Here is a 13,428-nt window from a genome sequence, read left to right as displayed (position 1 = left end):
CAGTTGCTTGCCAGATCGCTTTCGTACCGTCATCGCATGTACCGGTTCGCGTGCCGCACGCTCATGCTGGCGGCGTGCATCCTGGCCACGGGTGTGGCGGGTCTCGGGGTCGGCGCGCAGTCCGCAGCCCAAACCGCGCCGGTGCCCGACTACTACTGGTGCCCGGGGCAGCCTTTCGACCCCGCATGGGGGCCCAACTGGGATCCCTACACCTGCCATGACGACTTCCACCGCGACAGCGACGGCCCCGACCACAGCCGCGACTACCCCGGACCCATCCTCGAAGGTCCCGTGCTTGACGATCCCGGTGCTGCGCCGCCGCCCCCGGCTGCCGGTGGCGGCGCATAGCGCTCGTTGACCGGGCCGCATCAGCGAATACGCGTATAAACCCGGGCGTGCCCCCGGCAAGCTACGACCCCCGGCGGGGCAGATTTACGCTCCCGTGCCGATGGATCGCGCCGTCCGATGACAGAAAATAGGCGACGGCTTTGGCAACCGCTTGCAGGACGCTTGAAGGGAACCTGTCATGAACGGCGACAGCGCCTCCACCATCGACATCGACAAGGCTGTTACCCGCACACCCGTTCGCCGGATCGTGCGTTCGGCGCTGGATCGGCTGTGGTTGCGGCAGTCCCAGCCTAGGCGCTATCGGTTCCTCGAGGACTCGTGCATGGCACGCGCGCTGAATCGACTCTGATCGGCATACCATCGCTGGTGTGCTCTTGACCGGGCCACCGCCATCGCTGCCCGAGCGCATTCGCACCGACGAGGCGGATGTGCTCATGCTGCCCGACGGGCGGGCGCTTGCCTACCTGGAATGGGGTGATAGCACCGGCTACCCAGCGTTCTACTTCCACGGCACGCCAAGTTCGCGGCTCGAGGGGGCCTTCGCCGATGGTGCCGCGCGGCGCACCGGCTTCCGACTGATAGCGATTGATCGGCCCGGGTACGGGCGCTCCACCTTTCAAGCGGGACGCAATTTTCGCGATTGGCCCGCGGACGTGTGTGCCCTGGCTGACGCGTTCGAGCTGGAGGAGTTCGGGGTGGTCGGGCATTCGGGCGCGGGACCGCACCTATTCGCCTGCGGTGCCGTCATCCCGCGGACCCGACTAGCGTTCGTCGGCGCGCTCGGACCATGGGGTCCACTGGCGACGCCGGATATCATGCGCAGCCTCAACGCGGCCGATCGGTGCTACGCGCGGTTGGCGCGAAGCGGGCCGCGGCTATTCGGTGCGTTGTTTGCCCCGCTCGGCTGGTGCGCGAAATACACGCCCGGGCTGTTTTCTACGTTGTTGGCGGCTGCGGTCCCCGCGGCCGACAAGCACCTGCTGAGCGACGAACGCTTCGGCCGCCACCTGCGCGCCATCCAGCTCGAAGCGTTCCGACAGGGCAGCCGCGGCGCAGCCTATGAATCATTTCTGCAATTTCGGCCGTGGGGTTTCGACCTCGCCGAGGTGGCCGTGCCTACCCATATCTGGCTGGGTGATCGTGACTCCTTCGTGCCACGCGCCATGGGCGAATACCTGCAGCGCGCGATTCCGCACGTTGATTTGCACTGGGCGCACGGCAAGGGCCATTTCAACATCGAAGACTGGGATGCGATCCTCGCCGCGTGTGCCCTGGACATCGGCAAGCGCCGCGGCGGCTAGCCTTCGCCGGCTGACGGTGCCTATTCGCGCCTGAGCCGCGACTCCACGAACCTTTCCAATTTCTCCCATTCACGGACAGCCGCCGCATACGGGGCCGTGGGTTTGCCGACCGAGTGGGGGTCCAACACATAGGCCACCAGCTGGCCCAGCGGGCGGGTTGTCTCGAGTGCCTTGTCGACTGCGCTGTCCTCGGAGTAGTCGCCGATATCGCGGAGCAGCTCGACGGCCAGGTCGAGCTGCTCACGGTCCACCGCGTCCGGCCCGTCGGCAAAATCGTCGACCAGCCCACTGAGCACATAGACGTTGTCGTCGGTAACGGCAACCGCCAGCGAGCCGTCGGTGGCGGCCGTGCGGATGTCGTCGTAGGTGCTCAGGTCCGACAAGTCGTGGTCGTGCTCATCGGCAAGATAGCGGGCCAATGCCCGCTCGGAGCCAAACACACTGATCCGACCATTGCGGCCCAGGAAGATCGGTCGATCATCCAGGTAACAGCGAAGCGTGTAGAAGGTGGCGGTGCCCGTCATGATCTGGATCGGGTCGATGCCCACCTGCAACCAGAAGTCCCGATCGCCGCCCAGTACGACACTGTCACCGGGTGCGTCGGCTTCCTCGTCGTCGGACTCGGCCGCCTCCTGCGTGTCCTGCGTGGCCTCCACCTCCGCCGCCACTTCCTCGGCGCCCTCGGGCTCCTCCGCCAACTCCTCGGCGACCTTTTCCGACAGCTCAGCGTCGACCTCGGGGGTGCTGATGATCTCGTCGATGGCCGCGAGCACGTCGTCCCAGCTGCGTCCGATGACCTCGGCAATCGAATTCCAGCGTTTATTGCCGGCTTTTCCGGTGAAGTGTTCGAGCCCGCCGGAAACCGTGCCCAGGATGGGATTGCCGTTGAAGAACTTCGACACTGCCGCCAGTTCGCACACCGATCCGATGGCGGATACGATCGCCAATGAGGCGGCCAGCGCGGCCACTGACTCCGCCGTCGGCTTCTCAGCCAGCAGTTCCTCGACGACGACCAGGTCGAACTGATTGTCTTCGGCCGGATTGAGGTTGTGCGCGTGGGCTCCGGTCAGGTCTTGCCATGCCGGGTGGTCGACCAGGTCGTTCTCGGTGTCGGTGCGCACGAACGCGACCAGGTCAGAGACGCTCTCGAAGCCATACAGGTCGTCGTCTTTGCCCAGGAACGCCTCCCACTCGTCGCCGGCATCCCGCCAGCGAGGAGCCCACAGCGTGTAGCGGTCACCAGCGGACAGGCTCAAGCGGATGGGTACGAGGTCAGCAACCATGCGGCACAGAATAGCGACGGCGGCTAGTCGCCCCAAATATCGGTTATTGGCGGAGCATTGGTCGCATAACCCGTCTTGGGCAGTCCGTAGATCTGCTCCAATGTGGACAGCACGTTGTAGTGGCTGATGGTCTCGTTGTAAGTTCCGGGCCGCACGTGCGCGCCGTAGAACACCGTCGGGATCTGATTGCGGCTGCTGCCGTCGTCTTCGTCCCAGGTCACAACGAGCAGGCTGTTGTTTGTCTTGGCCCAGTTGGCATATGCCGACAGGTGGCGGTTCAGCCAGGCGTCGCCTTGGGCGATCGAGCCGTCGTGCATGTCGTTGTCGGCGTTAGGGATGACAAACGACACCGTCGGCAGGCCGGGGTAATTCTGCGGCTTCGGAAATGCCGAAAACGGCACCGACAGTGTCGTCGGCACGTTACTGAAGTTGACCCACGGCACGTGTTTGCGTGCGTATTTGCCCGCACTGCACACCGTGGAGCCGACCGCAGGCAAGTCTTCGGCGAACCCCATGAATGTGTAACCGGCGCTGAGCAACTCAGAACCCAGGTTGGGCAGCGCGCCGCCGTTGACGGGGCAGGTGTTCTTCGTCAACCCGAATGTGTTGCCAGCGAACAGTGCCAGGTAGTTCGGTTCGCTCGGGTGTGTTTCGGCGAACGCCTGGGCCATCATCGCGCCGTTGGCGGCCAGCGAATTGATGAAGGGAGCCGACTTGTTACCGATGATGGCGGCCTGCGAGCGGTTCTCCTCCACCACGATGACCACGTGCGCGAAGGTCGGCAGGGCACTCGCTGCCAGACCCACTTGTGGGACAGCGCCGACCCATGAGGCCAGCAACGATGCTGCCAGGACACCGATCACCGCCAAGGCACGGTATACCCTGGTCAGGGGCCGGCTGAGAGCCTGGATTCCGCGGAGCATGCCGGGAGTATATGGACGGGGTTGACCGGTCGCGCGGATGGACGCACCCGTATCAGCCCCCTTTTAGGGGACCGAGCCACGATTGTTATATAGGGTTCAACGCCGTGCAGGTCCATGTCGTTGACCACCCACTGGCCGCGGCCCGACTGACCACGCTGCGTGACGAACGCACCGACAACGCCGGCTTCCGGGCAGCGCTGCGCGAGCTCACGCTGCTGTTGATCTATGAGGCCACCCGCGATGCGCCCTGCGAGCCAGTCCCGATCCGTACGCCGCTGGCCGAGACGGTCGGGTCGCGGCTAACCAAGCCACCCCTGCTGGTTCCTGTGTTGCGGGCGGGGTTGGGGATGGTCGACGAGGCGCATGCCGCCTTGCCGGAGGCGCACGTTGGCTTTGTCGGTGTCGCCCGCGACGAGCAAACCCACCAGCCGGTGCCGTATCTGGACTCGCTGCCCGACGACCTGACGGATGTACCGGTCATGGTGCTTGACCCGATGGTGGCCACCGGCGGGTCGATGACGCACACCCTCGGTCTGCTGATCTCGCGCGGTGCAGCGGATATCACGGTGCTGTGTGTGGTTGCGGCGCCAGAAGGAATCGCGGCGCTGCAGAAGGCTGCGCCAAACGTGCGGTTGTTCACTGCGGCCATCGACGAAGGGCTTAACGAGGTCGCCTACATTGTGCCCGGTCTCGGCGATGCCGGCGATCGCCAGTTCGGCCCGCGCTGAGTCACCACCACCGCCGCACGCTAGCCGACAGCTCATCGATCCTCGCCCGCACCAGCTGTCGGGCAGCTGGTAGGTCACCGGTCACCGCGCAGCGAATCTCCAAGTAGCACTTCAGCTTCGGTTCTGTTCCAGAAGGCCGCACCGCCACCCTGACCAACATGTTGTCGTCGCCGCCGGTGAGGATCAGCGTGTCGCCGATATCGGTGACCGTGGCGGGGAAACCGGCCAGCCGACGCGGCGGGTCCTCGCGGAGCCGTCGCATCAGGTCGGTGGTCTCGACGGCGCCGCTCACGGGGCGTGACAGGGCGGCAACCTCATGCACGCCGTAGCATCGGGCGAGCTCGTCGAGCGCGTCGGTCACCGAACGACCCTGGCCTTTGAGCGCGGCCACCAGATCGCACACCAACACCGCGGCGCTGATGCCGTCTTTGTCACGCACCGCGGTGGGGTCGACGCAGTGCCCGATCGCTTCCTCGTAGGCGTACACCAGGGTGCCGGGCAGGTTCGCATCGGCGCGCGCCAGCCACTTAAAGCCGGTGAGGGTCTCCACGTGCACGGCAGCGTGATGCGCGGCGATCGCCGCCAGCATCCGCGACGACACCACGGTGCTGGCCACCACCCTGGTTTCCGGCGGCGACGCCCGGTCGTCGGTTTGCGACAAGATGTAATCACCTAGTAGCCAACCGGTTTCGTCACCGGACAGCATCCGCCATCCCGACACCGTGGGTATCCCGACCGCGCAGCGATCCGCATCGGGATCCAGCGCGATCGCGACGTCGGCGTCCACGTCGGTAGCCAGGGTGAGCAGTGCGTCGGTGGCTCCGGGCTCCTCGGGGTTCGGCAATGTCACGGTGGGGAAGTCGGGATTCGGCGCGAATTGCGTCGCCACGGTATGCACCTCGGTGAAACCGGCTCGCCGAAGGGTCTCGACGGCCATCGCCCCGCCAACCCCGTGCAGCGGCGTCAGGGCCACCCGGACCGAACCGGCGCACCTTCGGACCCCGGCCGCACGCTGGATATAACGGTCGATCAGATCGGAGGCGCGGTTTTCACTGGGGTTGACGGTCTTCCTGGCGATCTGATCGGCCGGGGGCGCGGTGGCCATCGCGGCTTCGATCTGCCGGTCGGTAGGGGCGAGGAGCTGAAGGCCGCCGTCGACATAGACCTTGTAGCCGTTGTCGGTCGCCGGGTTGTGTGACGCCGTGATCTGTATCCCAGCGGCGGCGCCGGTGTGCCGCACCGCGAACGCCACCACCGGGGTGGGTGCGGGATCGGGCAGAAGCAGCACGGAAAAACCTGCGGCGGCAAGCACTTCGGCGGCCGCAGCGGCAAACGCCGGTGAGCCGTGCCGAGCGTCGCGCCCCACGATCACCGGCGAACCAGCCAGACCTCGATCCGTGAGCACCCGTGCCACCGCCCAGGTGGCGCGCAACACCACCGCCAGGTTCATCGCGTCCGGCCCGCCCCGCAGGTGCCCGCGCAACCCCGCGGTGCCGAACGCCAGTGGGCGGCTGAACCGCGCTTTCAGCTCGTCGGGGCCGCAGGCGGCGAGCTCGGCGGCCGTCTGCGGGTCCGGGTCGTGGGCGATCCAATTCTCTGGCGTCACGGCTTAGAACCGGGCGATCACGTCGGCTAGCAGCGCGCCCATCCGAGTCGCCGATGCGGCTCCGGCGGCGAGCACCTCGGCGTGGCTCAGCGGCTCGCCGGTGATCCCGGCCGCCAGATTTGTCACCAGGGATACGCCCAGTACCTCAGCGCCCGCCGCCCGGGCCGCGATGGTCTCGTGCACCGTGGACATGCCGACCAGGTCGGCGCCCAGTGTCTGCAACATCCGGATCTCCGCCGGTGTCTCGTAGTGCGGCCCCGGCAGGCCGGCGTAGACGCCTTCGGCCAGCTGCGGGTCGGATTGGCGGGCGAGTTCCCGCAGTCGCGGTGAGTAGGCGTCGGTCAGGTCGACGAACTCCCCGCCAACCAGTGGCGAACGTGCGGTCAGGTTCAGGTGATCGCTGATCAGCACCGGCTGGCCGACCTGAAGGTCCGCCCGCAGCCCACCGGCGGCGTTGGTGAGCACCATAATCTGCGCCCCTGCCGCACGGGCCGCCCGAACCGGATGCACGACGTAGCGCAGGTCGTGTCCCTCGTAGGCGTGGATGCGACCGGCCAGCACCAGCACCCGGTGCGCACCGATGGGCACGGACAGTAGCTCGCCCGCATGCCCGGCTGCGGTTGGCGGCACAAACCCGGGCAGTTCGGCCTGCGGCAGCACGGTGGTCGGGGAGCCCAACGCCGCAACGGCCGGTAACCATCCCGACCCGAGCACGACCGCGACGTCATGTTCGCCGATCCCGGTGCGGTCAGCGATGACCTGCGCCGCCCGCCGGGCCAGTTCGTCGGGATCGGGGCGCGGGTCAGCCACACTGGGCGAGCTTAACTGAGCCGCTCGCCGGGGAGCGGGTGCTCGTCGATGAGATACTGCGAGCATGCCAGCAGCCAGCGCATCCGACCGCGTCGAGGAATTGGTGCGGCGCCGTGGTGGCGAGCTGGTCGAGCTGTCCCATGCCATCCACGCCGAGCCCGAGCTGGCGTTCGCCGAGCATCGCAGCTGCGCCAAGGCTCAGGCGCTGGTCGCCGAACGCGGTTTCGAGATCACCACGGCCGCCGGTGGGTTGGACACGGCGTTTCGCGCCGACTACGGCAGCGGACCGTTGGTTGTCGGAGTGTGCGCCGAGTACGACGCGCTTCCCGGGATCGGACACGCCTGCGGGCACAACATTATTGCGGCCTCCGCTGTGGGCACCGCGCTGGCACTGGCTGAGGTGGCGGACGACCTGGGCTTGACCGTGGCTCTGCTGGGGACCCCTGCCGAGGAGTCCGGCGGCGGTAAGGCGCTGATGCTGCAGGCCGGGACGTTCGATGACGTTGCGGTGGCCGTGATGGTCCATCCCGGGCCGACCGATATCGCCGGCGCACGATCACTGGCCCTGTCCGAGGTCACCGTGCGCTATCGGGGTAAGGAATCGCACGCGGCCGTCGCGCCGCACCTAGGGGTTAACGCCGCCGACGCCGTGACCGTGGCGCAGGTCGCTATTGGGGTACTTCGACAGCAATTGGCGCCCGGGCAAATGGTGCACGGCATTGTGACCGACGGCGGGCAGGCGGTCAATGTCATCCCCGGGCAGGCGAGGCTGCAGTATGCGATGCGTGCGGTCGAATCGGATTCGCTGCGCGAGCTGCAGACCAGAATGTTCGCCTGCTTTGCGGCCGGCGCGCTGGCCGCCGGGTGCGAATACGAAATCGACGAGGCTGCACCGGCATACGCGGAGCTCAAACCCGACCCGTGGCTGGCTGACGTGTGCCGGGAGGAGATGCAGCGGCTGGGGCGCGAGCCGTTGCTGCCAGCCTTGGAGGCAGAGCTGCCGCTGGGTAGCACCGACATGGGCAACGTGACGCAGGTGCTGCCCGGGATCCATCCGGTGATCGGCCTGGACGCCGGCGCGGCGACGGTGCACCAACGGGCCTTCACCGTCGCTTCCGCTGGTGCCAGCGCCGACCGCGCGGTGGTTGACGGCGCGATCATGTTGGCACGCACGGTTGTCCGTCTCGCGCAGACTCCTGATGAGCGTGACCGGGTGCTGGCCGCGCAGCAGCGCAGGGCGGCGCGATGAGCCTCGCCGACGCCGCCGAATCATGGCTAGCCGCCCACCACGACGACCTGGTCGGCTGGCGCCGGCACATCCACCGCTATCCGGAGTTGGGCCGTCAGGAATACGCCACTACCCAGTTCGTCGCCGAGCGGTTAGCCGACGCGGGGCTGAACCCCAAGGTGCTGCCCGGTGGAACGGGACTCACCTGCGACTTCGGTCCTCAGCATCAGCCGCGGATCGCGCTGCGCGCCGATATGGATGCGCTGCCGATGGCCGAGCGGACCGGCGCGCCCTACGCCTCGACCATGCCCAACGTCGCGCATGCTTGTGGCCATGATGCGCACACCGCGATCCTGCTGGGTGCCGCATTGGCATTGGCTTCGGTACCGGAGCTGCCGGTGGGGGTGCGGTTGATCTTCCAGGCGGCCGAGGAACTGATGCCCGGTGGTGCCATCGACGCGATCGCGGCCGGCGCGTTGGCCGGGGTGTCGCGGATCTTCGCCCTGCACTGCGATCCCCGGCTTGAAGTCGGCAAGGTCGCCGTTCGGCAAGGCCCCATCACGTCGGCGGCCGACTCGATAGAAATCACGCTGTATTCGCCGGGCGGGCACACGTCGCGTCCACACTTGACCGCCGACCTCGTCTACGGGCTCGGCACGCTGGTCACCGGGCTGCCCGGGGTGCTGTCGCGTCGCATCGACCCACGTAACAGCACCGTGCTGGTGTGGGGCGCGGTCAACGCGGGTATGGCCGCCAACGCCATTCCGCAAACCGGAGTTCTGTCCGGCACTGTTCGCACGGCCAGCCGGCAGACCTGGGTTGACCTTGAGGAGCTTGTCCGCCAAGCCATTTCGGCGTTGCTATTACCGTTGGCGATCGAGCACACGCTGCAATACCGTCGGGGGGTGCCGCCGGTGGTCAACGAGGAAATCTCGACACGCATTCTCGCCCACGCTATTGAGGCTATTGGCCCAGGTGTGCTGGCCGATACCCGGCAGTCCGGCGGTGGTGAGGACTTCTCCTGGTATTTGGAGGAGGTTCCCGGCGCGATGGCTCGACTGGGCGTGTGGTCCGGTGACGGACTGCAGTTGGACCTGCATCAGCCGACGTTCGACATCGACGAGCGAGCCCTGGCGATCGGGCTGCGGGTGATGGTCAACATCATCGAGCAGGCCGCCGCGCATTAGCCTGGGCGCTCGCGATAATTAGGCAATAGTTCCCGGGCCGATGTTGCGGGCCGGGCGAGTACGCAAGTCATGTACGTAATCACTTGGCGCGCCCGCGATCTCAGCGGCATCGGCCATCACACCTAGATAGCGGGCCGACGGCAGGCCACCCTCCCAGGCGTCCAAAACGTACAACCACGCGAGGACGGGATCCGTTGTGGTGTCCGAGGAAATGCGCTCCACGCGGCATCGGATCTTCTGGTGGATGCCGAACTCGGAGCCTTCCCACCGGTCAAGGTTCTTCTCGTCCGCCGGGGTCATGTCGTAGAGCACGACGAACACCTTCGAATCTGGGTCTTCGACGACGGTGGCAAGCGCCCCTTCCCAGCCGATGTCCTCGCCGCCGAACGTCAGCCGCCACCCGGGTAACCAGCCGGTTCCGGCCATCGGCGAGTGGGGTGCGCGCTCGAGCATCTGCTCGGGATGCATGTTCGACCCGTAGGCGGCGTAGAGCGGCACGGGGGAAAGCTTAGACGGCGGGGGCTCGGGTGGTACCCATCGCGCCGCGCTGCGGTGCGGGTCATCGTCAAGCTGTGCTTGACTGCTCGGCTCCTCCTCACGCCGCTGCGCGGCGTGCATCGTCGCCGAGCTGTGTTGGACTGCTCGGCTCCTCCTCACGCCGCTGCGCGGCGTGCATCGTCGCCGAGCTAGGTTATGGGCTGTGGTGACCCGCATCGTGATCCTCGGTGGCGGCCCGGCCGGTTACGAGGCCGCACTGGTGGCCGCCACCTCACACCCGGAAACAACCCAAGTTACCGTGATTGACTGCGACGGCATCGGCGGGGCTGCCGTACTGGACGACTGTGTGCCGTCGAAGACGTTCATCGCCTCCACCGGGCTGCGTACCGAACTGCGCCGAGCGCCGCACCTGGGCTTTCATATCGACTTCGACGACGCCAAGATCTCGTTGCCGCAAATCCATGCCCGGGTCAAGACGCTGGCCGCCGCACAGTCGGCCGACATCACCGCCCAGCTGCTCAGCATGGGGGTTCAGGTGATCGCCGGCCGGGGCGAGTTGATCGACTCCACACCGGGTCTGGCGCGCCATCGCATTAAGGCGACCGCCGCCGACGGCTCCACCAGTGAGCATGAGGCCGACGTCGTGCTGGTCGCCACCGGCGCCAGCCCGCGGATCCTGCCGTCGGCCCAGCCGGACGGTGAGCGCATTCTGACCTGGCGGCAGCTCTACGACTTGGACGCGTTGCCCGACCACCTCATCGTGGTGGGCTCCGGGGTTACCGGTGCTGAGTTCGTGGACGCCTATACCGAATTGGGGGTGCCGGTCACGGTGGTGGCCAGCCAGGACCACGTGCTGCCGTATGAGGACGCTGACGCTGCGCTGGTCCTGGAAGAGTCGTTCGCCGAACGGGGAGTCCGGCTGTTCAAAAATGCCCGGGCAGCATCGGTCACCCGCACCGGGGCCGGGGTGCTCGTCACGATGACCGACGGTCGCACCGTCGAGGGCAGCCACGCCCTGATGACCATCGGGTCGGTGCCCAACACCAGCGGCCTGGGCCTGGAACGGGTCGGCATCCAGCTTGGCCGGGGCAATTACCTGACCGTGGACCGGGTGTCGCGGACGTTGGCGACCGGCATCTACGCCGCGGGCGACTGCACGGGTTTGCTGCCCCTGGCGTCGGTCGCCGCAATGCAGGGCCGCATCGCGATGTACCACGCGCTGGGGGAGGGCGTCAGCCCGATCCGGTTACGCACGGTGGCCGCGACGGTTTTCACCAGGCCCGAGATCGCCGCGGTCGGGGTGCCGCAATCGGTCATCGACGCCGGTTCGGTGGCCGCCCGGACCATCATGCTGCCGTTACGAACCAACGCGCGCGCCAAGATGTCGGAGATGCGTCACGGGTTCGTCAAGATCTTCTGCCGGCGGTCCACCGGCGTTGTGATCGGCGGCGTGGTGGTGGCGCCGATCGCATCGGAGCTGATCCTGCCCATCGCCGTAGCCGTTCAGAACCGCATCACCGTCAACGAGCTGGCCCAGACACTGGCCGTTTACCCATCGTTGTCGGGTTCGATAACCGAGGCGGCCCGCCGGCTGATGGCGCACGACGATCTGGACTGCACGGCAGCTCAAGACGCGGCTGAACAACTAGCCTTGGTGCCACACCACCTACCGACGAGTAACTGACAGGAGCCGGTTTCGTGAGCAACCCAATCCAGGCACCGGACGGCGGGCAGGGGTGGCCCGCCGCGGCGCTGGGACCTGCACAGCGCGCGGTCGCCTGGAAGCGACTCGGAACCGAGCAATTCGACGTCGTGGTGATCGGCGGCGGAGTAGTGGGCTCCGGATGCGCTTTGGATGCTGCCACCCGTGGGCTCAAGGTGGCGTTGGTCGAGGCGCGGGACTTGGCCTCCGGCACGTCGAGCCGCTCCTCGAAGATGTTCCACGGCGGGCTGCGCTACCTCGAGCAACTGGAGTTCGGGCTGGTGCGTGAGGCGCTCTATGAACGTGAACTGTCGCTGACCACGCTGGCACCGCATTTGGTCAAGCCGCTGCCGTTTTTGTTCCCGCTGACCAAACGCTGGTGGGAGCGTCCCTACATCGCCGCGGGTATCTTTCTTTACGACCGGCTGGGTGGCGCGAAATCGGTTCCGGCGCAACGGCATTTTACTCGCGCCGGTGCGCTGCGACTGAGCCCCGGCTTGAAGCGCAGCTCGCTGATCGGTGGTATCCGTTACTACGACACCGTCGTCGACGACGCCCGGCACACCATGACGGTCGCGCGCACCGCGGCGCATTACGGCGCGGTTGTCCGCTGCTCCACCCAGGTAGTGGCCTTGTTGCGAGAGGGTGACCGGGTGATCGGCGTGGGCGTCCGCGACTCCGAGAACGGCGCGGTTGCCGAGGTTCGCGGCCACGTCGTGGTCAACGCGACCGGGGTCTGGACCGATGAGATTCAAGCGTTGTCCAAACAGCGCGGGCGCTTCCAGGTGCGCGCATCCAAGGGCGTGCATGTGGTGGTGCCGCGGGACCGGATTGTCAGTGACGTCGCGATGATCCTGCGCACGGAGAAGTCGGTGATGTTTGTCATTCCGTGGGGAAGTCACTGGATCATCGGAACCACCGATACCGACTGGAACCTCGACCTGGCGCACCCCGCGGCCACCAAGGCCGACATCGACTACATCCTGGGCACTGTCAACGCCGTGTTGGCGACCCCGTTGACGCACGCCGACATTGACGGAGTGTACGCCGGGCTGCGGCCGCTGCTTGCCGGGGAAAGCGACGACACCTCCAAGCTGTCCCGGGAACACGCCGTGGCTGTGCCGGCGGCGGGCCTGGTGGCCATCGCCGGTGGCAAGTACACCACCTACCGAGTAATGGCGGCCGACGCGATCGACGCTGCTGTGCAGTTCATCCCCGCCCGCGTTGCGCCGTCGATCACCGAGAAGGTCAGCCTGCTGGGCGCCGACGGTTACTTTGCACTGGTCAATCAGGCCGAACACGTCGGCGCGCTGCAGGGCCTGCACCCGTACCGGGTGCGCCATCTGCTGGACCGCTATGGTTCGCTGATCAGCGACGTTCTAGCGATGGCGGCCTCCGATCCCAGCCTGTTGAGCCCGATAACGGAGGCACCGGGCTATTTGAAGGTGGAAGCCGCTTACGCCGCCGCCGCCGAGGGCGCCCTGCATCTCGAGGACATCCTGGCCCGTCGGATGCGGATTTCCATCGAATACCCGCACCGGGGCGTCGACTGCGCCCGGGAGGTGGCCGAGGTGGTCGCGCCCGTGCTCGGGTGGACCGCCGCAGACATCGACCGCGAGGTCGCGAACTATATGGCGCGCGTGGAGGCCGAGGTGCTCTCCCAGGCCCAGCCCGACGACGTTTCGGCGGACATGTTGCGGGCCAGCGCACCCGAGGCGCGTGCCGAGATCCTCGAGCCGGTGCCTTTGGATTGAAGGCTACGCCAAGCGGGTATGTCGCGCGGTGCCGCCATGGTCGATGATGGCGGTGTGGAT

Annotated in this window: 13 protein-coding genes; 8 read left to right on the top strand and 5 right to left on the bottom strand. The window is 67.0% G+C overall.

The genetic code is table 11. The features are described from left to right. Positions 1-36 precede the first annotated feature (36 nt). The 3 genes from Rv3312A (at position 37) to Rv3312c (ending at position 1,649) form a co-directional block, all read left to right on the top strand. Positions 37-348: a pilin gene (locus tag Rv3312A; RefSeq protein ID YP_177957.1), complete on the top strand. Its 312-nt coding sequence runs from the start codon at positions 37-39 to the stop codon at positions 346-348. Positions 349-526: 178 nt separating this feature from the next. Beyond that, positions 527-697, top strand: coding sequence for a hypothetical protein (locus Rv3312b; protein YP_009030045.1), 171 nt, complete (start codon positions 527-529; stop codon positions 695-697). A gap of 25 nt (positions 698-722) precedes the next feature. Then, positions 723-1,649 (top strand): hypothetical protein, encoded by a 927-nt coding sequence (locus Rv3312c; RefSeq protein NP_217829.1) that lies wholly within the window; start codon positions 723-725, stop codon positions 1,647-1,649. 20 nt (positions 1,650-1,669) lie between these two features. Here the strand turns inward: Rv3312c and Rv3311 are convergent, their stop codons facing one another. Both Rv3311 and sapM read right to left on the bottom strand, forming a co-directional pair. Next, complete coding sequence (locus Rv3311; RefSeq protein NP_217828.1) at positions 1,670-2,932, bottom strand: hypothetical protein; 1,263 nt, start codon at positions 2,930-2,932, stop codon at positions 1,670-1,672. Positions 2,933-2,955: 23 nt separating this feature from the next. Beyond that, positions 2,956-3,855 (bottom strand): acid phosphatase, encoded by a 900-nt coding sequence (gene sapM / locus Rv3310; protein NP_217827.1) that lies wholly within the window; start codon positions 3,853-3,855, stop codon positions 2,956-2,958. A 104-nt stretch (positions 3,856-3,959) separates the two neighbouring features. Here sapM and upp point away from each other — a divergent pair, with 104 nt between their 5' ends. Further along, complete coding sequence (gene upp / locus Rv3309c) at positions 3,960-4,583, top strand: uracil phosphoribosyltransferase (RefSeq protein ID NP_217826.1); 624 nt, start codon at positions 3,960-3,962, stop codon at positions 4,581-4,583. Position 4,584: 1 nt separating this feature from the next. Here the strand turns inward: upp and pmmB are convergent, their stop codons facing one another. Both pmmB and deoD read right to left on the bottom strand, forming a co-directional pair. Beyond that, entirely contained in the window at positions 4,585-6,189 is a 1,605-nt protein-coding gene (pmmB, locus tag Rv3308) for a phosphomannomutase PmmB (protein ID NP_217825.1), read from the bottom strand. Between the two features lie 3 nt (positions 6,190-6,192). Next, entirely contained in the window at positions 6,193-6,999 is an 807-nt protein-coding gene (gene deoD / locus Rv3307; RefSeq protein NP_217824.1) for a purine nucleoside phosphorylase, read from the bottom strand. 64 nt (positions 7,000-7,063) lie between these two features. Here deoD and amiB1 point away from each other — a divergent pair, with 64 nt between their 5' ends. Both amiB1 and amiA1 read left to right on the top strand, forming a co-directional pair. Beyond that, a complete protein-coding gene (gene amiB1, locus Rv3306c; protein ID YP_177956.1) occupies positions 7,064-8,248 on the top strand; it encodes an amidase AmiB in 1,185 nt (394 codons plus the stop codon). Continuing rightward, a complete protein-coding gene (amiA1, locus tag Rv3305c; protein ID YP_177955.1) occupies positions 8,245-9,414 on the top strand; it encodes an N-acyl-L-amino acid amidohydrolase AmiA in 1,170 nt (389 codons plus the stop codon). Before amiB1 ends, amiA1 begins: the two co-directional genes overlap by 4 nt. A gap of 18 nt (positions 9,415-9,432) precedes the next feature. Here amiA1 and Rv3304 read toward each other — a convergent pair whose 3' ends face one another. Continuing rightward, complete coding sequence (locus Rv3304) at positions 9,433-9,912, bottom strand: hypothetical protein (protein NP_217821.1); 480 nt, start codon at positions 9,910-9,912, stop codon at positions 9,433-9,435. A 202-nt stretch (positions 9,913-10,114) separates the two neighbouring features. On the opposite strand from Rv3304, the gene lpdA reads away from it, so the two are divergent. After that, positions 10,115-11,596, top strand: a complete 1,482-nt coding sequence (lpdA, locus tag Rv3303c) for an NAD(P)H quinone reductase LpdA (RefSeq protein ID NP_217820.1) — start codon at positions 10,115-10,117, stop codon at positions 11,594-11,596. A gap of 14 nt (positions 11,597-11,610) precedes the next feature. Beyond that, complete coding sequence (glpD2, locus tag Rv3302c) at positions 11,611-13,368, top strand: glycerol-3-phosphate dehydrogenase (RefSeq protein ID NP_217819.1); 1,758 nt, start codon at positions 11,611-11,613, stop codon at positions 13,366-13,368. The last annotated feature ends 60 nt before the right edge of the window (positions 13,369-13,428 follow it).

This window comes from Mycobacterium tuberculosis H37Rv, assembly GCF_000195955.2.
Classification (GTDB): Bacteria; Actinomycetota; Actinomycetes; order Mycobacteriales; family Mycobacteriaceae; genus Mycobacterium; species Mycobacterium tuberculosis.
Note: the sequence above shows the minus strand (reverse complement) of the source record. Positions and strands in the feature narration are given on the sequence as shown.

Coding starts and splice junctions, on each gene's coding strand:
- Rv3312A (YP_177957.1), top strand. CDS start 37: ATGTACCGGTTCGCGTGCCGCACGCTCATGCTGGCGGCGTGCATCCTG.
- Rv3312b (YP_009030045.1), top strand. CDS start 527: ATGAACGGCGACAGCGCCTCCACCATCGACATCGACAAGGCTGTTACC.
- Rv3311 (NP_217828.1), bottom strand. CDS start 2,932: ATGGTTGCTGACCTCGTACCCATCCGCTTGAGCCTGTCCGCTGGTGAC.
- sapM (NP_217827.1), bottom strand. CDS start 3,855: ATGCTCCGCGGAATCCAGGCTCTCAGCCGGCCCCTGACCAGGGTATAC.
- amiB1 (YP_177956.1), top strand. CDS start 7,064: ATGCCAGCAGCCAGCGCATCCGACCGCGTCGAGGAATTGGTGCGGCGC.
- amiA1 (YP_177955.1), top strand. CDS start 8,245: ATGAGCCTCGCCGACGCCGCCGAATCATGGCTAGCCGCCCACCACGAC.